The sequence below is a fragment of the Coriobacteriia bacterium genome (assembly GCA_034370385.1).
GTDB lineage: Bacteria > Actinomycetota > Coriobacteriia > Anaerosomatales > PHET01 > JAXMKZ01.
In genome coordinates this window covers 99367-119430 of sequence record JAXMKZ010000005.1, presented here as the reverse complement: position 1 = coordinate 119430, position 20064 = coordinate 99367, and the positions used below count along the sequence as shown (strand labels likewise).

The following is a 20064-nucleotide window of genomic DNA, read 5'->3' as shown; positions in this document are numbered from 1 at the left end:
AAGGGGAGTCGCACTTCGGCGGCTTCAACGTGGGGGGAGGGCACATGGGCAAGGTAGTCTCGGTGCGCACGTGGCTCGTGTTCGGTGTCGGGGTGGCCATCTCGGTCGCCTTGTACGCTGCGATCGTCGCCGCGGGGGAAGGCGCGAGCGCGTGGCTTAGCAACGCTCCGAGTGTGATCACGGGAGTGTTCGCCGTGCTCGTGATGGTGTGGGCCGTGCTCCAGCTCGGACTCAACGAGCCCGTCGGCAAACAGTGGGCCTGGCTTGCGGCGGGCGTGGCATCGTTCCAGCTGGGCCAAATCGTCTGGACCTACTACGAAGCGGTTCTCGCTGTCGAGGTTCCGTTCCCGAGTCTCGCCGACGTCTTCTACCTGTCCATGTATCCGTTTGCTGCCGTCGGAGTGCTGACGGCCCTCCTCTCGTTCAAGGCGCTGTTCGACCTGAAACCGGCACTGCTGATATCGGGGGCGCTGTGCGTTCTGGCAACGATCGGACTCTACTTCACGGTGTTCTCACCAATCCTCGCCGACACGTCGATGGACCAGCTCGCCAAGGCTATCTCCATGTTCTATCCGCTCGGCGACATCTGGTTGATTCTGCTTCCCGGCGTGGCGCTGGCGATCACGGCAGGCAAGCTGGCGGGCGGGCGAATCGCCTGGCCGTGGTGGTGCGCGGTGGGTGGGTACGTTCTGGTGGCAATCTCCGACGTCGCCTACAACGTGACTGTCTGGAACGGTACCTACCAAAGCGGAAGCATCATCGACGCAGGTTGGTGGTTCGGATTCACGATCGTGGCGACCGGTGCTTCGTTGGCCGTTGATATCCAGAAGCCGAAGGCCTAAGGGGGCGAGCGAGATGAGCATCTACAGCAACAGCGTCGACGTTCTCGCGCCGCTGGTGGGCAAACCGGCAGCGGAGATATGCATGCGCTCGACGGCGATGAAGCTCGGCAAGCGCGCTGAGGACTTCAGCAACGACGACTACGACACCGTGGCGGGTGAGATCAAGTCCTCGTTGTCGGCGTTCGCTTCGAGCGCACTGATCGATGGCGCGTTGCTCGAGATACGCACGCGTAGCGGGTTGTAGTACCAGGAGTCGAGGCGGTGGTGGCCGCCGATACGGTGACGGCGGTTGACCACCTCACTCGATATGACTAGAATTCTGGTCATGTCTGAGACACGCTCGCTCGCCGACGTCAAAGCCCACCTCTCCGAGATCGTCGATCTTGTCGAGAGTCAGCAGCAGCGTGTCATCATCACGCGTCACGGCAAGCCCGCCGCGATCATCATGAGCCCGGACGATCTCGAGAGCCTCGAGGAGACTCTCGACATCCTGTCCACGCCCGGCGCGCTTGAGGAGATTCGGGCAGCGGACGCCGAAATCGACCGGGGCGAGTACTTCACCGCTGCCGAGTTGCGCGCCAAGTACTTGCCGAAGGGCTAGCCGGTGGCCGCCTACGAGCTCAAGGTCGCTGCCGCGGCCGATCGGGTGCTCGCCCGGATTCCGGAGTTCGCTGCCGCAGCGATTGTTGAGCTCATCACGGGGCCGTTGCTGGAGAATCCCCTGCGCCTGAGCAAGGAGCTCGAGCAGGACCTTGCGGGATACCGTGTGGCCAAGCGCGGACCGTACCGAGTGGTCTTCCGCATCGAGCACGACGCGATCATCCGTGTGACGCGCATCGACCACCGTGCGGACGTCTATCGGACTCGCTAGGTGCGCCCCTCGCGTCCGCGAGCCACCGCGGAGCGCGCCACGCGCAGGGCTCCGGGTCGGTCGTCGGCTCGCAGCTCGCCGTGTGCCACCGCCTCCTCGATCGCGCGCTGCGCGTCGCCGACGCACGGGCCCTCGGGCAGCCCAAGCTCGCGCATGAGTTCTGTGCCGCCAAGCACGGAGCCGGGTCGGGTGCGCGTTCCGCGTCCGCGTGAGGCACGGACCGCCGCGTCTAGGCGTGTGCGCACGGCGGGGGCGTCGGCTCGGTGGGCGGTCGCCGCGAAGTCGGCCATCGTGAGATCGACCGCGTCCTCGGCACTCGCGAGCCGTACCGCGTCGGCGCTGCTCGAAGCCCACAGGTCCAAGCGCCGCACCGCGCGGTCAACTGCGCGGGGGTTGTCGATCACGAGGTCTCCGAGGCGCATGTGCTCGGCGACAAGGTGTGTCACGGCACGCGACTGCGCCTTCGAGAAGCGCAGGCGCTCGCAGATGCGCGCCGTCATCTCGGCGCCGATCTTCGCATGGCGGAAGAAGCGGATCCGCCCATCGGGCTCTACCGTGCGACACGGCCCCTTGCCGACGTCGTGGAGCAGCGCGGCCCAGCGCAGCCGGAAGATCGCGGGGGTGCTGTCGACCGTCTGCACGGTGTGCGCGAAGACGTCGAGGTCGTGGAAGGTCGGCTGTGTCACACCGTCGAGGGCAGCGACCTCCGGCAGCACCTCGGCCAGCGCGCCCGTGCGCAGCGCCACGCTGAGCCCTTCGCCGACCTGCTCGCCAAGGAGCAGCGCCGTAAGCTCGTCGCGAACGCGCTCCGCCGATACGTCGGCTAGCAGCGGGGCCGTAGCGGCCGCCGCCGCCTCAGTCGCGGGGTCCAGCACGAACCCGAGGTCGGCGACGAAGCGCGCCGCTCGCAAGACGCGCAGCGGGTCTTCGGCGAACCGCTCCGATGGCTCCCCGGGCGCTCTCAGGATTCCGGCGTCGAGATCCGCGAGGCCACCCACGGCGTCGAGCAGTGCGAGCCCCGGCCACGCGGCACCCAGCGCGTTGATGGTGAAATCGCGCCGGCTCGCGTCCTCGGCGAAATCCGCGCCCCGAAGCTGCGAGACCTCGACGACCGTTCCGTCGGCAAGCACGACGCCGATCGTGCCGTAGCGCTCGCCGACGGCGTACGTGCGTTGGCACCAGGTGGTGCCCTCGCAGGACTCACGCACCCCATCGGGGGTCGCCGCCGTCACGACGTCCAGGTCGCCGACGATCCGCTCGAGCAGCGCGTCTCGAACCGCGCCGCCCACGACGGCGGCGAAATGACCCCGGCTCACGAGCGCATCGAGGAGCGCCTCAGCGTCAGTAGGTAGTGCGATGTCGACGACGCGGCTCATGATGCGATGGTACCCGCCGCGCGCTTGCCGCGTCGCTTCGCTACAATCCGAAGGTGAACGGCGAGCGCCGTTTCCGGATTGCCGACAGCGTCCCACGTGAAGGGCTCCTGCAATGGGCATGCGCATCCTCGTCATCGGTTCCGGCGGTCGCGAGCACGCCATCGTGCGTTCGCTGGCCGCATCCCCGCTCGTCGAGCGCATCCTCGTCGCGCCCGGCAACGGCGGCACCGCACTCGAGCCTGACGCCATCAACACGCCGCTTTCGGTGGACGATCCGGCTGCTGTCGCCTCGTTCGCCATAGAGAACGCCGTGGATCTCGTTGTGATCGGGCCTGAAGCGCCGCTCGTGGCAGGGGTCGCCGATGAAGTGCGCTCGGTGGGCATCCCCGTCTTTGGTCCCGGAGCGTCCGGTGCGCGCCTCGAGGGCAGCAAGACCTTCGCGAAGGAACTCATGGAGCGCCACGGGCTGCCTACCGGCCGCTCCCGCACCTTCGACGCCCTCGACCGCGCGGCCGCACTCGACGCAGTTCGCGAGTGGGGTGTTCCTATCGTCATCAAGGCCGACGGACTGGCCGCAGGCAAGGGCGTCACGGTGGCGACCGATCTTCAGTCGGCGCTCACCGCCGTGGAGGAGTGTCTTGAAGGGCGCTTCGGCGACGCCGGCCACCAGGTACTCGTGGAGGAGTTCCTGTCCGGTCCCGAGTGTTCGCTGCTCGCATTCGTCAGCGGCCGCACGATGCTGCCGATGGCTCCGGCGCAGGACCACAAGCGCGTGGGCGATGGGGACACGGGCCCCAACACGGGCGGCATGGGTGTCTACTCGCCGGTACCGTTGGTGACGGACACTGAGTACGAGGCGATGATCGACATCATGCAGGCCTCAGCCGACGCGCTCGCTGACGAGGGCATCGACTACCGAGGCGTCCTGTACGGCGGCTTCATCCTGACCGACGAGGGACCGAAGCTGCTCGAGTTCAACGCACGGTTCGGGGACCCCGAGACGCAAGTGGTGCTGCCGCGGCTCAGAACCGACCTTGCCGAGGTTCTACTGGCGTGTGCCGAGGGCCGGCTCGACGAGGTCACACTGAAGTGGCGCGATGAAGTGGCGGTCTCGGTCGTGCTCGCGAGCCAGGGGTATCCGGACTTCTACGAGACCGACAAGCCGATCACCGGCATCGAGCAGGCGGAGCAGGTCGAGGGTGTCTTGGTCTACCACGCCGGGACGAAGATCGACGACGATATGCAGCTCCTATCGGCCGGTGGGCGCGTGCTCAATGTCACCGCCGTCGCCTCCGACTTCTCGCTGGCGCGCGAGCGGGCCTACGAGGCCGCCCGACGAATCTCCTTCCCGGGCGCGTTTTGCCGAAGCGACATCGGGCTGCGCGCGTTGCGCGAGCGAGACTAGGCGACGCTGTGCTGTCTGAGCGTCTCCTCACCAACGTCATGCGCCGCGCAAGCGGGAGTTACCTGCGGCTCGAAGAGACGGCGCTGACCTCCCTGCCTGCACCGATTGCAGGGCGTGAATGCCTCTTGTACGTGCACGTCCCGTTCTGCGAGCGGCTCTGCCCGTACTGTTCGTTCAACCGCTTCCCGTATCACGCCGAGCGGGCCACGGCCTACTTCGCCCACCTGCGCGACGAGATGCGCATGGTCGCCGATCTGGGCTACGACTTCGGTGCGATGTACGTGGGCGGCGGCACCCCGACGGTCGACGTCGGCGAACTGGCCAAGACGATCGACCTCGCCAAGGAGCTCTTCACGATTCGTGAGGTGTCGAGCGAGACGAACCCTAACCACCTCTACCCGCAGTGGATGGACCCGCTCCTTGACCGGGTGGACCGCCTGAGCGTCGGCGTGCAGTCCTTCGACGACGGCCTGCTCAAGCAGATGGACCGCTACGACAAGTACGGCTCGGCCGAGCAGATCGTGGAGCGGCTCAAGTCGATCGAGGGCACGTTCCACTCGATGAACGTCGACATGATCTTCAACTTCCCGAGCCAGACGCCGGAGATGCTCGCCAACGATCTCGAGGTCCTCAAGAACACGGGCTGCAACCAGACCACGTTCTACCCACTGATGGCTTCGCCGGTGGTGGAGGAGTCCCTGAGGCGTACGGTGGGCAAGGTCGACTACGCGCGCGAAGGACGTTACTACCACACGATCGCCGAGGGCCTGGCGGAGCGCTTCGAGCCGGCGAGCGCGTGGACGTTCTCTCGCACCGGGGGCGGGATGATCGACGAATACATCGTCGACTACGAGGACTACGTCGGCATCGGTTCCGGCGCCTTCAGCTTCCTTGACGGCGCGCTCTACGTGAACACCTTCTCCTTGGAGGAGTACGCGGAGCGCATCAGCTCCGGCGTCACCGCTGCTGTTCGCAAGAAGACCTTCGCGCGGCGCGATCTCATGCGGTATCGCATGCTGATGGGGCTGTTCGGACTCATCCTGGACCGACGGGCGTTCGTCGCGGACTTCGGCGTCGACATCGAGCGCGGTCTGCCCATCGAGATCGCCTTCCTGCGCGGCGCAGGTGCGTTCAGCGTGGACAACGCGGAGCGCCTTGAACTGACCCAGACGGGCCGCTACCTGCTCGTGGCGATGATGCGGGAGTTCTTCATCGGGGTGAACAGCGTGCGCGACCAGGCACGCTCCGCTCTCAGCGGCGAGGAGCGCAAGCTGTTGTTCGGTGACGGTGCGGCGGCGTGTGGTTCGGATGGCGAGCAACACCCACTCGCACAGGCTGCTGCGCAAACCGAGGATGCGGAGTTCTCGCCGCGGTGACGGTGGTCTGCTACCCTGCCTGAAACCATCGCTCGCACGACGTCAGAGAACAGTTGGAGGCAGCCATGTCCGATACTCCGCTCGTTGGGATAGTCATGGGGTCGAAGTCCGACCTCGACGTGATGCAGAAGTGCGCGGACCGGTTGGATTCACTGGGCGTGCCGTTCGAGATGCTCGTGGCGAGCGCCCACCGTAACCCTGAGCAGGTCCACGGTTGGGCATCGACTGCGGCGGATCGCGGGATGAAGGTCATCATCGCCGCCGCCGGTAAGTCCGCCCACCTTGGGGGAGTCGTCGCAGCGTTCACTCCGTTGCCCGTGATCACGGTGCCGATGAAGACGAGCGATCTGGGAGGGCTCGATTCGTTGCTTTCCATGGTTCAGATGCCCACCGGGGTGCCGGTTGCGTGCGTGGCCATCAATGGTGCCGAGAACGCGGCTATTCTCGCCTGTCAGATGCTCGGTACGTCCATGCCCGCGTATCGAGATCGCATCATCGAGCTGAAGCGGACGATGGCCGAGGGGTAGGCACCTGTCCCTCGGGGGGCTGGGACAGCTGAGCGCGTGGACAGCAAGCATTAACGTCCCTATCCTTCTGGCCAGACAGCAAACGCTTCGGCGGGGGTACCCGAGTGGACCGACTGCACCGCGCATCAAAGGCCGACCGGGGTTTCACCATGGTCGAGATTCTCGTCGTGCTCGGACTCCTCGCGGTGCTGCTTCTGCTGGCGCTCCCGGTATATGTCTCAGCGCGCGCGACGGCGGAGCAACGTACCTGCTTCCACAACCAGAGCCTCCTCACGCGCGCAGCGCAGCTCTACCCCGGCGTGCACGCGGGTGCTGAATTGAGCGAACTCGAGGGCATCGTCGACGATAACCACCCGATCAGAGTAGAGAACATCATCGGGACGACGCCGCGTTGTCCATCCGGTGACGACCCTGCCGATTCGGGTAACCCCACGATAGGCGAGGGCGCCTACTCGTTCGACGCCAACGGTACCATCGAGCCGTGCACGCAGGGGACTGTCGGACCGCACGGATCGTTCTTGAACTGACGGTGACCGAACGGGAGCCTCGCCGCGGGCTTTCGCTCATACCCCTCCTCGGTGATACTGTCTCGTGGCGCGTCCGCGCTTGCGGTATCGATTCTTCGGAGGATTCCATGCATCACAACCCGTTTGAGGACGTGCGCGTCGAGGGCCACCTCATCGATTCCGGCATCGTGTCGGAGGTGATGGACCACATCATCGCGATGGGCGGCGAGTTCGAGACCCTCTCGTTTGAGGTGGGTCGCACCAACGAGGACGCCTCGGTGGCCACGCTTCGCGTGCGGGCCGAGACACGCGTGTTGCTCGACGAGATTCTGGTGGCGATCTCCGAGCACGGTGCGGTCGCCTGCGAGCCGCGCGATGCGGAGTTCGCGGCGGCGCCCTATGATGGCGTCTTTCCCGAGGGGTTCTACTCCACAACCAACCTCGACACGAACGTGCGCGTGGCTGGCGCGTGGGTGCACGTGTCCAACCCCGAGATGGACTTGGGCGTGCGCATCGACGTCGAGTCCGCAGTAGCCGACGCCATCCCCATGGCGGACGTGTGCGCGGGTGAGCTCTACGTGATCGGCCACAACGGCATCCGCGTGCATCCGCAGGAGCGGCCTCGTTCGAGCCAGGCCTTCGAGTTCATGGCGAGCGCGGTCTCGTCTGAGAAGCCGAAGGCGCAGGTCGTGGCCGAGGTCGCCCGAATGCTTCGCGACACGCGTGAGGCGGGGCTCGAGACGATCGCCGTGGTCGGCCCGGCCGTCGTTCACACGGGAGCAGCCGAGCATCTGGCGCGCCTCGTTGAGCTGGGGTACGTGAGCGTGCTGTTCGGCGGGAACGCGATAGCCGTGCACGATATCGAGTCTGCGATGTTCGGCACCTCGCTCGGAGTGTCGCTCACGGAGGGCACGCCCCTGCACGGCGGTCACCAGCACCACCTGCGCGCCATCAACACGGTCCGCGGTCGCGGCTCGATTGCTGCTGCCGTGGAGGCAGGCGACATCACAAGTGGGTTGATGTACACGCTCGTGAAGACCGGAACGCCGTTTGTGCTTGCGGGCTCCATTCGCGACGATGGGCCGCTTCCCGATGTCATCACCGACGCCATGACGGCGCAGCGCGAGATGCGTCGCTACGCGCAGCGGGCCGGATCATGCCTCATGCTCTCGACGATGCTGCACTCCATCGCCACCGGCAACATGCTGCCTGCGGCTGTGACCACGGTGTGCGTCGACATCAACCCGGCGGTGGTGACCAAGCTTGCCGACCGCGGCTCGTGGCAGACCATAGGGGTCGTGACCGACGTCGGACTCTTTCTCGAGCAGCTGGTGCTCGAGCTCGAACCCCGGGGGTGAAGATGAAGCTGGCTGGAGCGGTAGCGGTGTTCATCGGCGCAGGCATCGGTGGTGCGCTGCGCTACGCGCTGGGCGAATGGATCACCGACCGCTGGGGCGCCTCGTTCCCGTGGCACACGCTCGTCATCAACGTGGCCGGAGCGTTTCTGCTGGGACTTCTCATGGCTCTGTCGGTCGATCGCGGTCTCGTGTCGGCTTCGACCCGCCTCTTCCTCGGCGTCGGCGTGCTCGGAGGGTTCACGACATTCTCGGCTCTGGCATACGAGAGCATCGTCCTCTTCGAGCGGGGGCTCCTTGTCCAGGGGTCGGCCAACCTCTTAGGCAGCGTCGTGCTCGGTGCGGTAGCGGTCATTGCCGGCCTGTTGGTAGGTCAGGCCGTCTAGCGAGCCCCCCCTAGAGCAGGTAGACGATCTCTGAGCCGCTGGTCGGGTACGCCCAGACAGCTGACTTGAGCGTTTCGGCGCTCAACCCGCCCAGCATCGCGGTGGCGAACACGTTGACGACCTCCTCTGCCCCATGCCCGAGCAGGTGTGCGCCGACGATGCGTCCGCTGGAGATCTCGACGATGGTCTTGGCGCCCGAGACTCGTTGACCGACGCGGCGCGAGGATGCCCAGGTGCCCGTCTCGGTGAGCTTGACCTCGACATCGAGACCACGCTTGCGCGCCTCGTCCTCGGTAAGGCCGACGGCCGCGAGCGGTGGGTCCGAGAAGACGACAGAGGGTGCGATCACCGGGTTGAACTCCGCCGGGCCGGTCTGCGCGATTCTGGCAACCGCGACTCGAGCCTGGGCGATCGCGACCGGCGTCAGTGGGGCGCCGCTCGAAGCGGCATCGCCGGCCGCGAACACACGCGGGTTGCTCGTCGAGCGCATTGCGGAGTCCACCAGGATGCCATGTGGTCCGAACGCGACGTCGGCCGCCTCCAGATCGAGCCCGGCCGTATCCGGCACGCGGCCCGCTCCGTGGACCACCAGGTCGCACTCGGTGATCGTGCCGTCGCCGCACACGACTTCGTAGGCGGCGCCTCGACGGCGCACCTCGATCACGGGTGCGTCGGTGCGGACATCGATGCCACGGGCCCGGTACCCATCCGCCAGCATGTTCGCCAGTTCAGGATCGAAGCCCTTGAGTACCTGCGCGCTGCGGTGAAGGATGGTGCAGGCCGCCCCGGCAGCGGCGGCGATGTGAGCGAACTCGAAGGAGATGAAGCCACCGCCGATGAAGACGATTCGATCGGCGAGCCGGTCGCGCGCCATGAACCCCTCGCTATCGACGACGTGCTCAGCGCCCGGGATGCCGAGATCGATCGGCAGCGCCCCTACGGCCACAACGAAGTGATCCGCGGAGTACGGTGCCCCGGCAACCTCCACCGCATCGGGCGCGATGAAGCGCGCACGGCCGTGCAACGTCGTCACGCCCAAGCCGGTGAGCCAGCCTTCGACGGAGGCGGACACCGGGTCGGTGAACGTGCGCTTGAACTCCACGAGATCCGGCCAGTCCACGCGAAGCGAACCGGCGATGCCATTGCCTGTCTGAGCGGCCGCTCGCTCGGCCACCTCGGCCGCTGCGAACAGCACCTTCTTCGGCTCGCACCCGCGCAGACTGCAGGTGCCGCCGTACGCGCGCCCATCGGTCACGGCGACCTGTTTGCCCGCCGCGATCAACTCGCTCGCCGCCGTCTGGCCGGCGGGGCCGGTTCCGATCACGATCACATCGAAGTGCTCCATGGTGGGCCCGACTCCTCACGTTCGACTCTACTTGGCCGCACGCGCCAACCTGTGCGGGTTGCTCGGGGTACATACCCTGTCGTCGGGCGACGGTAGTCGCCGGCGGATGCGCTCGACAAGGGAGGTCCACCACAGTGACGCGCGAAAAGGTCGTCCGGACAGATGATGAGTGGCGAGCGCTGCTCGAACCCGAGCAGTTCCGCGTGCTGAGGCGGGCGGGTACCGAGCCGGCGTTCTCGGGCGCGCTGACGGACATGTCGGAGGCGGGCGCGTATCGCTGCGCGGGCTGTGGCTCGATACTGTTCGCGAGCGAGACGAAGTTTCATTCCGGCTGCGGGTGGCCGAGCTTCTTCGCACCGGTGGAGCCTGACGCCGTCGTCGAGCATCGCGACCGGAGCTTTGGAATGGAGCGCGTCGAGGTGCGCTGTGCCGTGTGCGACGGCCATCTTGGCCACGTCTTCACCGATGGCCCGCCGCCGACCGGGCTGCGCTACTGCATCAACTCGGTGTCGATCGCGTTCGAACCTGCTTCCGGCGGCGGGGGAGCGGACTAGAGCAGTCGTTCGCACACGGATTCACGGAGTTCAGGGAAGGAACGCGATGTCTGTTGAGAGCCCCCGTTACGAAGTACTGCAGTCCGCCGACGGGATAGAGCTGCGCCGCTACGCGCCGTACCTGACGGCGAACGCTCGCGTGCACGCCGACGGCTACGGCCAGGCAGCGAACGTCGCGTTCAATGCGCTTGCGGACTACATCTTCGGCAACAACACCTCCTCGGTCTCGATTCCCATGACCGCTCCGGTGACCGCAGCCGCGGCGCGCGGCGAGAAGATCGAGATGACGGTTCCCGTCACCGCCGAGCGCGCCCGAGACGAGCAGCTTGAGGCCGCAGAGCCGCTGTGCACGGTGCGCTGTGCCGATGAGTACGTCGTGAGTTTCACCATGCCGTCAAGGTTCTCCTCGTTGGACGAGCTTCCTCGGCCGGGCGACGCACGGGTGACGCTGGAGGCGGTACCTGAGCATCTCGCAGTCGCCCTGCGTTTCTCGGGCTACCTCAACGACGACGCTGTTGCCCAGTCGATCGCCCGCATCAGCGAGTGGATAGCGGACCAGGGACTGGTTGCCGCAGGTGAGCCGGTGGCGGCGCAGTTCGATTCTCCCTGGAAGCCCTGGTTCGCCCGGCACAACGAGGTGCTGGTGGCGGTGACGGAGGGTTAGCCCACCGGCGGAGTCATCGTGTGGCCCCGCAAGCCGCGCACCCGCGCAACGACCACGGCTGTTCCAGCCCGGACTGTTCGAGTAGTGGCTCGTCTGCGAAGACCTCGCTCGTGGGACCATCGGCCACGAGCGCGCCATCGCGCATCACGATGGTGCGCTCGCACAGTTCGACGGCCAGATCGAGGTCGTGTGTCGCGATGATCTTCGTGTGCTCGAACGACTTGAGCAGCTCGATGAGTCGCCTGCGCGCGCGCGGATCGAGGTCACTCGACGGCTCGTCCAAGACGAGAATGCTGGGCTTCATCGCAAGCACGGTGGCGATCGCGACCGCGCGCTTCTCGCCGCCTGACAGGCGATAGGGTGGGCGCTCGGCGAGGTCGGAAGCGCCCACGCGGGCCAGTGCGTCGTCGACGCGCTCCACGATGCACTCGGTCGGTAGCCCGAGGTTCATCGGTCCGAACGCGACGTCCTCGCGCACCGTCGGCATGAACAGCTGGTCGTCGGGGTCTTGGAACACCATCCCCACGGTCTTGCGGACATCAGCGAGCGTCTCCTTGGCCAGCGGAACCTCGCCGATTCGCACGGACCCTTCCTGCGCTTCGTGCAAGCCGTTGAGATGGGCGAGCAGTGTCGACTTGCCTGCGCCGTTCGCACCGACCAGGGCAATCGATTCGCCGTGCCCCACCTCGAAGGAGACGTCGGTCAACGCGCGGGTGCCGTCCGGATAGGCGAAGCCGAGGGCGCACACGGAGATGGAGTGATGGCTCATGAGAGGACTCCCGTGATCAGGTTGCCAAGCAGCACGGAGATGTTCACCGTGCGGAAGACGACGAACGCCGCAGACCATCCTGCGAGGAAGACCCAGTCAGCGCGGCGCATCTTGAGCACGCGCATGGTTCGGACGCGGCCATCGAAGCCCCGGCAGCTCATCGCGTTGTAGACGCGTTGTGCGCGGGCAACCGTGCGAATGAGCAGGTGACCGAGCATGCTCGCGTACACGGTCGGCCCCATGCCCTTGCTGCCGAAGGAGCGCAGCGACCGGGCACGCGCCATGCGCATGATCTCCTCAGCCAGGACGAAGAGGTAGCGGTAGAGGAGCAGCAACTGGGTCGATAGGACATCGGGCAGCCCGAGCTTCTCAAGGCCGGCGCAGACCCCGGCCATCCCCGTCGTGGCGATGAGGATCAGCGCCACGCTCGTTGTCAGCAGGAAGCGGGCGATGATCGTCATCCAGCTCAAGACCCCGCCCGATATCACCACCGACCCGATTTGGACGACGGCCTCGGTGTCGAAGAACGGGTTGAGCGCACCGACGAGCACGGCGAACGGAGCCACGGCCGCAAGGCGCTTCCACAGCTCGCGTCCGGGCATGCCGCTCTGGCTGGCCAAAGCTATCGGGAAGAGCGCGAACGGGGCCAAGGCCAGCAGGTCGTACTGGTCGAACGAGACGACGCAGACCAAGAAGACGAAGGTGGCGAGCACTTTCGCTCGCGGGTCTATCCGGTGCAGTGGGGTGTCGCCGCGTGAGAACTGGTCGAGCCAGCCCAGTTGGTACATGCCGGATTCGATGGCGGACATGGCCTCTCGCCCTAGACCAGGTCGTCGCCGGTGGTGGTGGCCACGAACTTGCCGTGCTTGACACCCTTGGTACCGATCAACCCGTCAGCGATGTGCTTGATGACATCCACGGAGCCCCGAAGCACCGCGACCTCCAAGCAGTTGTGGGAGTCGAGGTGGATGTGGAGCGTGGAGATGACCTCTTCGTGGTGTGAGTGTTGGTGCTCGGTGAGCTTGTCGGCCAGATCGGTGGAGTGGTGGTCGTAGACCAACGTCACCGTTCCGACCGCCTCACCCTCGCCGCCGCTCCACTGCTCCTCGACGAGCGCATTGCGAATCAGGTCGCGCACCGCTTCAGAGCGGTTGACGTATCCCTTCTGGGCGATGAGCGCGTCGAATCGCTCCAACAGCCGCTCATCGGTCGAAACTCCGAAACGCACTATCTCCGACATCAGAGACGCTCCTTTCGCGCAGGTCATGGCACGGTCCATCGGCTGCGTGCCATGACGGGAACATGCGGTCACGAATTCGTGCGAACTGCCCCAGGATGCTTGACAGCATGCCGCGGGGAGGTGAACCTGAGCTCGAGCGTAGCACGCATTGGTGATGCGTGACACCCATGGGATACGACTTCGACAAGAACGCGCGGAATGGAGAGTCCACAGATGCACATGGCAGACGCACTGCTTTCACCCGCTGTCGGCGCCACCATGTGGGCCGCCACCGCCGTCACGACGGTCTACTGCGCCAAGAAAGTGAGGGAGGAGAACGACGCGGCCCGCATCCCGCTCATGGGAGTCGCCGGCGCCTTCATCTTCGCATCGCAGATGTTGAACTTCACGATTCCGGGCACGGGGTCGAGCGGGCATCTCGGGGGCGGACTGATACTGGCCATTCTGCTGGGACCCCACGCAGCGTTCATCGTGATGGCTTCGGTACTCACCGTCCAAGCGCTCTTCTTCGGTGACGGCGGGTTGCTCGCTCTCGGGTCCAACATCTTCAACCTCGGGTTCTTCCCGGCGTTCGTCGCCTACCCGTTCATCTACAAGCCCATCGCGGGGGATGCGACGAGCAAGTTCCGCGTGGTCAGCGGCGCCATCATCGCGGCGGTCGCGGCGCTGCAGCTCGGGTCGTTCGCCGTGGTCCTTCAGACGCTGTTTTCGGGGATCAGCGCGCTACCGTTCACGGCGTTTCTCGCGCTCATGCAGCCCATCCATCTCGCGATCGGTATCGTTGAGGGGTTCGTCACCGGCGCGGTCGTGTTCTTCGTGTCGATTGCTCAGCCTGAGCTACTTACCCGCACGTCGAATCGCGACTCCGTGGCCGGACTGAGACTTCGGACGGTGATCGTCGGCCTGGCGATCGCGGCCGTGGTAGCCGGCGGCCTTCTCTCGTGGTTCGCATCGCCGTACTCGGACGGTCTTGAGTGGTCGATCGAGAAGGTTGCCGGAACCGCAGAGCTTGAGGCGCCGGCCGGTGTCCACGCCGCCCTCGCTGAGTTCCAAGGGCTCACCGCCGTGCTGCCGGACTACGCGTTTCCCACCGACGGCGCGCAGACCGAAGAAGTGGGCGCTGCGAGCGGGTCGGCCGTGGATGTGGGCACCACTACGTCGGGTCTGGTGGGTGCCGGGGCCGTGCTGCTGATCGCCGTCGGCGCCGGGTTCGCCCTGCGCCGACGCAAGGGCGGGCCACCTGCGGACCCGGCGGCGTCCTAGTATCACGAAGGTGCAACTCGTTCGGCACACGTCTTGCAGTACGGGCGGCATGAACGCGCTACTCACAAGCCGAAAGGCCCTCATCGCGCTCGCCGTGGTTCTGGCGGTGCTCGCTGTTGCGGTGCCGACCTGTCGCATGGTCGGCTGTTCGATGGACATGGGTGGCGCCCGGCCGTTCGGGATGCAGATGAGCGCGGGTCTGTTCTCGGATTGTGGCGGCGAGTACGTGTTCAGCTCCTCGCCTGCAGCAGTGGTCCCGGCCGGGGCCGACTCGCTCACACTCTCGCTACTCGGCGCGCTCGTCGCGGCCGTAGCTTTGATGATGCCGGCCTTCGCTTCGAAGCCGGTGTTCGTGGTGGAGCTCGCGCCACCACCGCCCCCCGAGCCACCGCTCGGACAACGCCTCAGGCTCTGATCGCTCCTCGGATGCCGTCCGCTCAGACGTGGACGGTACTGGACTTGGCGTGGCACCTGCCCTCGTGGGCGTGCGCGCCGCTGATTCCGATTCCCGAGGAGAATCCACGTGGAGTTTCCCTACATCGTTTCGATGCTCGTGCTTGGCCTTGGCACCAGTCTTCACTGTGTGTCGATGTGCGGCCCGCTCGTTCTCACCTATGCCGTCAAGGCTGATGAGGATGGTCCGTGGTACCGCCGGCTGACCCCGAACTTCGCCTACCAAGGCGCGAAGATCGTGAGCTACATGCTCGTCGGTCTGTTGCTCGGCGCCCTGGGCGCATTCATCAACTTTGATGCTCTGCGTCCCTACGTCATGTACCTGGCGGGCGCGTTCATGATCGTGCTCGGCCTGGGGATGACCGGCAAGGTCCGGTGGGCAGCCCGCTTCAATCCGCGTCCGCCCAGGTTCGTGATGACCGCGCTCATGAAGCTGCGCCGCAAGGCCAACTCGGACGCTGAGGCCGGCGAGGGCACCCTGGCCACTCCGGTCATGTTCGGTCTGCTGACCGGACTGCTGCCGTGTGGCCCGCTCATGGCCGCCCAAGTCACCGCTGCCGCGTCGGGCAGCGCCGCCACCGGAGCGCTCGGAATGGCGGCCTTCGGACTGGGCACCGCACCGCTGATGATCGCCTTCGGCACCGCCGGATCGATGATCCCGCGGGTGTGGAAGGAACGCATGATGATGGTGCTCGCCGTCGGCGTCATCATCTTCGGGCTCGTCTTCATCAACCGTGGGCTCATGCTCACGGGGGCGCCGGTGAACTTCAACAGCGTGAAGGCCGCGGTGCTCGGTGGGCCCATCGCTGACGCGGGCGAGTATACGAAGGGCGCCGACGGCGTCGTCGAGATACCGCTCGTCATCGAGAACGTCCAGTTCGTGCCGGCGGCCATACAGATTCCGGCAGACACCCCCGTGCGGATCATGGTCGATCGGCGCGAGGACTCGGCGTGCTCCGATCAAGTCGCGTTGCCGCAGCTCGGCGTGCTTGTTGACGTCGCTCCGTTCGCGGTCACGGCCGTCGAGCTTCCGGCTGCCAAGGCGGGAACCTACACACTCACCTGCGGTATGGGCATGATGTCGGGCCAGCTCATCGTTGGCGGCGGTGGCGGTGGCGCAAGCGGCGCCTCTCCGTTGCTGTGGCTGCTCGCGGCCGGCATCGCCGCCGGAGCTGCGCTGTGGGTCGCGAACCGTCGCGACCGGCGTCTCGCCTCCCCGTCGGGTGCATCGATCGGCCCTAACGGATCCGCTCAGCACGCACGATCGGCTCCGGCTCAGACCGAGCAGCCCTCGGGCTTTCTCGGATTCAACCCGACTGAAGTGATCATCATCGCTGTCGCCATCGGGGCGGCCATCTTCGCCGGCATGGCGCTCGGCGGAATGTTCAACTAACCAACGGACTAAGGAGCACTCAGACCATGGCAAGCCAAACCACCACCAGCGGAACCGCTCGCTACGTCATCATCGCGATCGTCATCGTGACCGCGTTCTTCGGTGCCTACCGGTTCGCGTCGGCCCGGTCGGTCCAGGCCGCGGATGCAGCTTCTTCTCAAGGATTGACCCCTGCGGCGACGGCGACGGACCCCTCGGCCACGCCCGGATGCGCCTGCTGCGGCTCGACCGCACCGACGGCCAACGGCATCACCGGCGACCCCGTCGAGGGCGTCGCTACCGTTGACGGATCCGTCCAGCGCATCGAGATCGACCTGTCCAAGGGCTACTACGACCCGAACGTCATCGTGCTCGAAGCGGGCGTGCCTGCCGAGATCACCTTTGGGCAGTCGTCCGGCTGCACCGCACAGGTTATGAGCAAGGACCTCAACTTCTTCGAGGACCTCACCGCCGGACCGGTCACCGTGAAGCTCGCCGCCCTCGATGCGGGCGAGTACACCTTCGCGTGCGGCATGGAGATGGTGTTCGGCAAGATCGTTGTGAGGTAGATACCAACATGTGCGCAGAACAGTTCAATGGACATGTGGTGCGGGCACGACTCGCCGGAGGGCAGGGATCGTTCAGCATGCTGGGCCTACTGCTCGATGACAGCGACGACGTGATCGCCCACGACATCAACGATCGGGGTTACCTGACCGCGTTCCTCGCGCCGACCTCAGGCGAAGCAGCGTTCGTCAGGGCCCTCGAGGCCTCCGGCGTCTATCCGCTGGAGATCGCCTACGACGAGGACCCCGGGTTTGGAGGCCCCCGTGCCTGCTGATACCACCTATCGCGTCCGTACGCTGTCCGTTCAGGGCATGCACTGCGGCGCGTGCGAAAAGCTCGTGACCGGCAACGCGCGTGCGATCGAGGGTGTCATCGACGCCTCGGCCGACGCCGAAGCAGGAACGCTCACCGTGACGCTCGACCATGACGTGTCCCCTGACGCGCTCGTCGATGCCATCGTGGCTGCGGGGTTCACGCCCGGCGACCCGCTGGTCCTCGAAGAGGGCGCGGAGCAGGCACCTCGGGCGGATGCCATCGAGGCACCGGTCCCCGTGACCCCTGTGCTCGATGCGCCCTATACGCCCGTCATCGAATCGGCGGCGCAGCCCGCGGTGGTGCCGGCCGCTTCGGCCGAACCGGAGTTCGAAGAGCTCACCTTCGCAGTCGGCGGCATGACCTGCGCCAGCTGCTCGGCGCTCATCGAGAAGGCGCTGCCCAAGACCGACGGCGTCGAGAGCGCGAACGTGAACCTCGCCACGGAGAAGCTCGTCGCCCGCTTCGACCCCGCGAAGGTCGATGCGGTGGCGATCGCTGAAGCGGTGGCGAAGCTGGGGTACACGGCCACGCCGCTCACCGCGAAGAAGTCCGCGTCCGGGACGGTGACCGGCAAGGTCACGCTGTCGCTCACGGGCATGCACTGCGCCAGCTGTTCAGCGCTGATCGAGAAGGCGCTCATGGCGATGCCCGGAGTCCAGGGCGCCAACGTGAACCTGGCCATCGAGACGGGCACGGTCGAGTTCGACCCTACCGTCATCGGAATCGACGATCTGATCGCGGCGGTCAAGCTCGCGGGCTACAGCGCCACCGTCAAGGTCGACACGATTCCTGGCTCGTCCGGCGAGGATGTCGCCGCCGAGGCGCATGCCAGCGCCTACGCTGCCGAGAAGCGCATGTTCATCTTCTCGCTCGCACTGTCGCTCCCGCTGCTCTTCATCGCCATGGTGCCGCCGTTCATGATGGCGGTGCCGCTCGCGGTCTCTGAGTTCCTGGCCAACACCGTCGGCGGCGCCTGGGATCCGATGATGGTCGGCAAGTACCTGATGTTCCTGCTGGCCACCCCGGTTCAGTTCATCGCCGGAGCGCGCTTCTACCGCGGCGCCTGGGGCGCCTTGAAGCAGAAGTCCGGCAACATGGACACACTCATCGCGGTGGGCACGTCGGCCGCATACTTCTACTCGCTTGCGGCGACGTTCGTGCCGTCGCTTGCGATGGAGCCCGTCTTCTACGAGACGTCGGCGCTGCTCATCACCTTCGTGCTCTTGGGCAAGTTGCTCGAGGCCAGGGCGAAGGGTCGCACCGGCGACGCCATCAAGAAGCTCATGGGCCTCGCGGCCAAGACGGCGCGCGTGGTGCGTGGCGGCGAAGAGATCGATGTGGCCATCGAGCAGGTGGTCGTCGGCGACCTCATCGTGGTGCGCCCCGGCGAGAAGGTTCCGGTTGACGGTGTCGTGGTCACAGGCACCTCCGCTGTGGACGAGTCGATGCTCACCGGCGAGTCTATTCCGGTTGAGAAGGGCGTCGGAGACACCGTCATCGGCGCCACGATGAACAAGCTCGGCAGCTTCCGGTTCCGAGCAACCAAGGTCGGTTCGGACACCGCGCTGGCTCAGATCGTGAAGCTGGTCGAGGACGCACAGGGCTCCAAGGCGCCCGTACAGCGTTTCGCCGACCGCATAAGCGCTGTCTTCGTGCCCGCCGTGCTCGCCGTGGCGCTCGCGACGTTCCTCGCATGGCTGTTCGTCGTCCCGAACTTCGTGGACCCTGACTTCTACATGATGATCACCCCGTTCGTGAAGGCACTGCTGACCGGTGTCTCGGTCGTCGTCATCGCCTGCCCGTGCGCGTTGGGTCTGGCAACACCGACGGCGATCATGGTCGGCACCGGCAAGGGTGCTGAGAACGGCATCCTCATCAAGAGCGGCGAAGCACTCGAGACCGCCTACAAGATCGATGCGATCGTGTTCGACAAGACCGGAACGCTGACTCACGGTAAGCCCGTGGTCACCGACATCGAGCTCGCCGAAGGGCACGACGCCACGCGGATGTTCACGCTGGCCGCCGCGCTCGAGCGCAACTCCGAGCACCCGCTTGCCGAGGCTGTCGTCGCACGGGCGAAGGCCGACGGGATTGACGTGCCCGCAGTCGAAGGGTTCGAGGCTGTTCCCGGTCACGGGGTCGTCGGCACCGTGATGGACCGACGTGTGGCGTTCGGCAACCGCAAGCTCATGGTTCGCGAGGGCATCGACATCGCCGCCTTCGAGTCGCGCATCCACGCGCTGGAGGGCGAGGGCAAGACCGTCATGCTCGTTGGGGTCGAGGGCGCGAAGCTCGCCGGAATGGTGGCCGTGGCAGACACGCTGAAGGAGAGTTCGGCCGAAGCGGTCGCGCGCCTGGGCAAGATCGGCGTCGACGTCTACATGATCACCGGAGACAACCGCCGGACCGCCGAAGCGATCGCCGCTCAGGCCGGCATCGCACCCGACCACGTGCTGGCCGAGGTGCTCCCGGAGCACAAAGCCGACGAGGTCACCAAGCTGCAGGCGGCCGGAAAGACGGTCGCCATGGTGGGCGACGGCATCAATGACACTCCTGCACTTGCGGCTGCCGATGTCGGCATCGCCATGGGTGCCGGTACCGACGTCGCCATGGAGACCGGCGGCATCGTGCTCATCAAGAACGACCTTCGTGACGTGGTGACGGCGATCGAGCTGTCGCGCGCGACGATGCGCAAGATCAAGCAGAACTTCGTGTGGGCGCTTGGCTACAACACGCTGGGCATCCCCGTAGCGGCCTTGGGGCTCCTTAAGCCCGAGCTTGCGGGTGCGGCGATGGCGCTTTCCAGCGTCAGCGTCGTGACGAGCTCACTGCTCCTGCGCCGCTTCAAGCCCAGCCTGACCAAGACCACTAACTAGAA

Annotated in this window: 23 protein-coding genes; 18 read left to right on the top strand and 5 right to left on the bottom strand. The window is 66.1% G+C overall.

Going from position 1 to position 20064, the window contains the following annotated elements:
• Nucleotides 1-44 precede the first annotated feature (44 nt).
• The 4 genes from U1E26_01595 (at nucleotide 45) to U1E26_01580 (ending at nucleotide 1713) form a co-directional block, all read left to right on the top strand.
• On the top strand, nucleotides 45-842 hold the full coding sequence (locus U1E26_01595) for a hypothetical protein (GenBank protein ID MDZ4168337.1): 798 nt from the start codon (nucleotides 45-47) through the stop codon (nucleotides 840-842).
• Nucleotides 843-855: 13 nt separating this feature from the next.
• Nucleotides 856-1086, top strand: coding sequence for a hypothetical protein (locus U1E26_01590; protein ID MDZ4168336.1), 231 nt, complete (start codon nucleotides 856-858; stop codon nucleotides 1084-1086).
• An 81-nt stretch (nucleotides 1087-1167) separates the two neighbouring features.
• Nucleotides 1168-1443, top strand: a complete 276-nt coding sequence (locus tag U1E26_01585) for a type II toxin-antitoxin system Phd/YefM family antitoxin (GenBank protein MDZ4168335.1) — start codon at nucleotides 1168-1170, stop codon at nucleotides 1441-1443.
• A 3-nt stretch (nucleotides 1444-1446) separates the two neighbouring features.
• The gene (locus U1E26_01580; protein ID MDZ4168334.1) at nucleotides 1447-1713 is read left to right on the top strand and encodes a type II toxin-antitoxin system RelE/ParE family toxin; all 267 of its coding nucleotides are present in this window, start codon (nucleotides 1447-1449) and stop codon (nucleotides 1711-1713) included.
• Here the strand turns inward: U1E26_01580 and U1E26_01575 are convergent.
• Complete coding sequence (locus tag U1E26_01575; protein MDZ4168333.1) at nucleotides 1710-3089, bottom strand: HD domain-containing protein; 1380 nt, start codon at nucleotides 3087-3089, stop codon at nucleotides 1710-1712. The two genes, U1E26_01580 and U1E26_01575, sit on opposite strands and share 4 nt — an antisense overlap.
• 118 nt (nucleotides 3090-3207) lie before the next feature.
• Here U1E26_01575 and purD point away from each other — a divergent pair, with 118 nt between their 5' ends.
• From purD to crcB, 6 genes are all read left to right on the top strand, one after another.
• Nucleotides 3208-4494 carry a phosphoribosylamine--glycine ligase gene (gene purD / locus U1E26_01570; GenBank protein MDZ4168332.1) on the top strand — a complete coding sequence of 429 codons (1287 nt, stop codon included), beginning with the start codon at nucleotides 3208-3210 and terminating at the stop codon, nucleotides 4492-4494.
• An 8-nt stretch (nucleotides 4495-4502) separates the two neighbouring features.
• Nucleotides 4503-5870, top strand: coding sequence for a coproporphyrinogen III oxidase family protein (locus tag U1E26_01565; protein MDZ4168331.1), 1368 nt, complete (start codon nucleotides 4503-4505; stop codon nucleotides 5868-5870).
• A 65-nt stretch (nucleotides 5871-5935) separates the two neighbouring features.
• Nucleotides 5936-6397, top strand: coding sequence for a 5-(carboxyamino)imidazole ribonucleotide mutase (gene purE, locus U1E26_01560; GenBank protein ID MDZ4168330.1), 462 nt, complete (start codon nucleotides 5936-5938; stop codon nucleotides 6395-6397).
• A 104-nt stretch (nucleotides 6398-6501) separates the two neighbouring features.
• The gene (locus U1E26_01555) at nucleotides 6502-6924 is read left to right on the top strand and encodes a prepilin-type N-terminal cleavage/methylation domain-containing protein (GenBank protein MDZ4168329.1); all 423 of its coding nucleotides are present in this window, start codon (nucleotides 6502-6504) and stop codon (nucleotides 6922-6924) included.
• Between the two features lie 107 nt (nucleotides 6925-7031).
• Entirely contained in the window at nucleotides 7032-8261 is a 1230-nt protein-coding gene (locus U1E26_01550) for a TIGR00300 family protein (protein MDZ4168328.1), read from the top strand.
• A gap of 2 nt (nucleotides 8262-8263) precedes the next feature.
• Entirely contained in the window at nucleotides 8264-8644 is a 381-nt protein-coding gene (crcB, locus tag U1E26_01545) for a fluoride efflux transporter CrcB (protein ID MDZ4168327.1), read from the top strand.
• Nucleotides 8645-8654: 10 nt separating this feature from the next.
• On the opposite strand, the gene U1E26_01540 is transcribed toward crcB, so the two are convergent.
• On the bottom strand, nucleotides 8655-9989 hold the full coding sequence (locus U1E26_01540) for an NAD(P)/FAD-dependent oxidoreductase (GenBank protein MDZ4168326.1): 1335 nt from the start codon (nucleotides 9987-9989) through the stop codon (nucleotides 8655-8657).
• A gap of 134 nt (nucleotides 9990-10123) precedes the next feature.
• On the opposite strand from U1E26_01540, the gene msrB reads away from it, so the two are divergent.
• Together msrB and U1E26_01530 are read left to right on the top strand one after the other, a co-directional pair.
• Nucleotides 10124-10543 (top strand): peptide-methionine (R)-S-oxide reductase MsrB, encoded by a 420-nt coding sequence (gene msrB, locus U1E26_01535; protein ID MDZ4168325.1) that lies wholly within the window; start codon nucleotides 10124-10126, stop codon nucleotides 10541-10543.
• Between the two features lie 46 nt (nucleotides 10544-10589).
• Nucleotides 10590-11207 (top strand): heme-binding protein, encoded by a 618-nt coding sequence (locus U1E26_01530; GenBank protein ID MDZ4168324.1) that lies wholly within the window; start codon nucleotides 10590-10592, stop codon nucleotides 11205-11207.
• 13 nt (nucleotides 11208-11220) lie between these two features.
• On the opposite strand, the gene U1E26_01525 is transcribed toward U1E26_01530, so the two are convergent.
• The 3 genes from U1E26_01525 to nikR are packed head-to-tail and all read right to left on the bottom strand — an operon-like array spanning nucleotide 11221 to nucleotide 13216.
• On the bottom strand, nucleotides 11221-11976 hold the full coding sequence (locus U1E26_01525; protein MDZ4168323.1) for an ABC transporter ATP-binding protein: 756 nt from the start codon (nucleotides 11974-11976) through the stop codon (nucleotides 11221-11223).
• Nucleotides 11973-12785, bottom strand: a complete 813-nt coding sequence (gene cbiQ / locus U1E26_01520; GenBank protein MDZ4168322.1) for a cobalt ECF transporter T component CbiQ — start codon at nucleotides 12783-12785, stop codon at nucleotides 11973-11975. Before cbiQ ends, U1E26_01525 begins: the two co-directional genes overlap by 4 nt.
• An 11-nt stretch (nucleotides 12786-12796) precedes the next feature.
• Nucleotides 12797-13216: a nickel-responsive transcriptional regulator NikR gene (gene nikR / locus U1E26_01515; GenBank protein ID MDZ4168321.1), complete on the bottom strand. Its 420-nt coding sequence runs from the start codon at nucleotides 13214-13216 to the stop codon at nucleotides 12797-12799.
• 213 nt (nucleotides 13217-13429) lie between these two features.
• Between nikR and U1E26_01510 the strand changes: the two genes are divergently transcribed.
• From U1E26_01510 to U1E26_01485, 6 genes are all read left to right on the top strand, one after another.
• Nucleotides 13430-14479 (top strand): energy-coupling factor ABC transporter permease, encoded by a 1050-nt coding sequence (locus U1E26_01510; protein MDZ4168320.1) that lies wholly within the window; start codon nucleotides 13430-13432, stop codon nucleotides 14477-14479.
• A 49-nt stretch (nucleotides 14480-14528) separates the two neighbouring features.
• A complete protein-coding gene (locus U1E26_01505; GenBank protein ID MDZ4168319.1) occupies nucleotides 14529-14894 on the top strand; it encodes a hypothetical protein in 366 nt (121 codons plus the stop codon).
• Between the two features lie 108 nt (nucleotides 14895-15002).
• Nucleotides 15003-16325, top strand: a complete 1323-nt coding sequence (locus U1E26_01500; protein MDZ4168318.1) for a sulfite exporter TauE/SafE family protein — start codon at nucleotides 15003-15005, stop codon at nucleotides 16323-16325.
• A gap of 26 nt (nucleotides 16326-16351) precedes the next feature.
• Nucleotides 16352-16873: a cupredoxin domain-containing protein gene (locus U1E26_01495; protein ID MDZ4168317.1), complete on the top strand. Its 522-nt coding sequence runs from the start codon at nucleotides 16352-16354 to the stop codon at nucleotides 16871-16873.
• A gap of 8 nt (nucleotides 16874-16881) precedes the next feature.
• On the top strand, nucleotides 16882-17145 hold the full coding sequence (locus U1E26_01490) for a hypothetical protein (protein ID MDZ4168316.1): 264 nt from the start codon (nucleotides 16882-16884) through the stop codon (nucleotides 17143-17145).
• The gene (locus tag U1E26_01485; protein ID MDZ4168315.1) at nucleotides 17135-20062 is read left to right on the top strand and encodes a heavy metal translocating P-type ATPase; all 2928 of its coding nucleotides are present in this window, start codon (nucleotides 17135-17137) and stop codon (nucleotides 20060-20062) included. Before U1E26_01490 ends, U1E26_01485 begins: the two co-directional genes overlap by 11 nt.
• Nucleotides 20063-20064: the final 2 nt, after the last annotated feature.

Coding starts and splice junctions, on each gene's coding strand:
- U1E26_01595 (MDZ4168337.1), top strand. CDS start 45: ATGGGCAAGGTAGTCTCGGTGCGCACGTGGCTCGTGTTCGGTGTCGGG.
- U1E26_01590 (MDZ4168336.1), top strand. CDS start 856: ATGAGCATCTACAGCAACAGCGTCGACGTTCTCGCGCCGCTGGTGGGC.
- U1E26_01585 (MDZ4168335.1), top strand. CDS start 1,168: ATGTCTGAGACACGCTCGCTCGCCGACGTCAAAGCCCACCTCTCCGAG.
- U1E26_01575 (MDZ4168333.1), bottom strand. CDS start 3,089: ATGAGCCGCGTCGTCGACATCGCACTACCTACTGACGCTGAGGCGCTC.
- purD (MDZ4168332.1), top strand. CDS start 3,208: ATGCGCATCCTCGTCATCGGTTCCGGCGGTCGCGAGCACGCCATCGTG.
- purE (MDZ4168330.1), top strand. CDS start 5,936: ATGTCCGATACTCCGCTCGTTGGGATAGTCATGGGGTCGAAGTCCGAC.
- U1E26_01550 (MDZ4168328.1), top strand. CDS start 7,032: ATGCATCACAACCCGTTTGAGGACGTGCGCGTCGAGGGCCACCTCATC.
- crcB (MDZ4168327.1), top strand. CDS start 8,264: ATGAAGCTGGCTGGAGCGGTAGCGGTGTTCATCGGCGCAGGCATCGGT.
- U1E26_01540 (MDZ4168326.1), bottom strand. CDS start 9,989: ATGGAGCACTTCGATGTGATCGTGATCGGAACCGGCCCCGCCGGCCAG.
- U1E26_01530 (MDZ4168324.1), top strand. CDS start 10,590: ATGTCTGTTGAGAGCCCCCGTTACGAAGTACTGCAGTCCGCCGACGGG.
- U1E26_01525 (MDZ4168323.1), bottom strand. CDS start 11,976: ATGAGCCATCACTCCATCTCCGTGTGCGCCCTCGGCTTCGCCTATCCG.
- cbiQ (MDZ4168322.1), bottom strand. CDS start 12,785: ATGTCCGCCATCGAATCCGGCATGTACCAACTGGGCTGGCTCGACCAG.
- nikR (MDZ4168321.1), bottom strand. CDS start 13,216: ATGTCGGAGATAGTGCGTTTCGGAGTTTCGACCGATGAGCGGCTGTTG.
- U1E26_01510 (MDZ4168320.1), top strand. CDS start 13,430: ATGCACATGGCAGACGCACTGCTTTCACCCGCTGTCGGCGCCACCATG.
- U1E26_01505 (MDZ4168319.1), top strand. CDS start 14,529: ATGAACGCGCTACTCACAAGCCGAAAGGCCCTCATCGCGCTCGCCGTG.
- U1E26_01495 (MDZ4168317.1), top strand. CDS start 16,352: ATGGCAAGCCAAACCACCACCAGCGGAACCGCTCGCTACGTCATCATC.
- U1E26_01490 (MDZ4168316.1), top strand. CDS start 16,882: ATGTGCGCAGAACAGTTCAATGGACATGTGGTGCGGGCACGACTCGCC.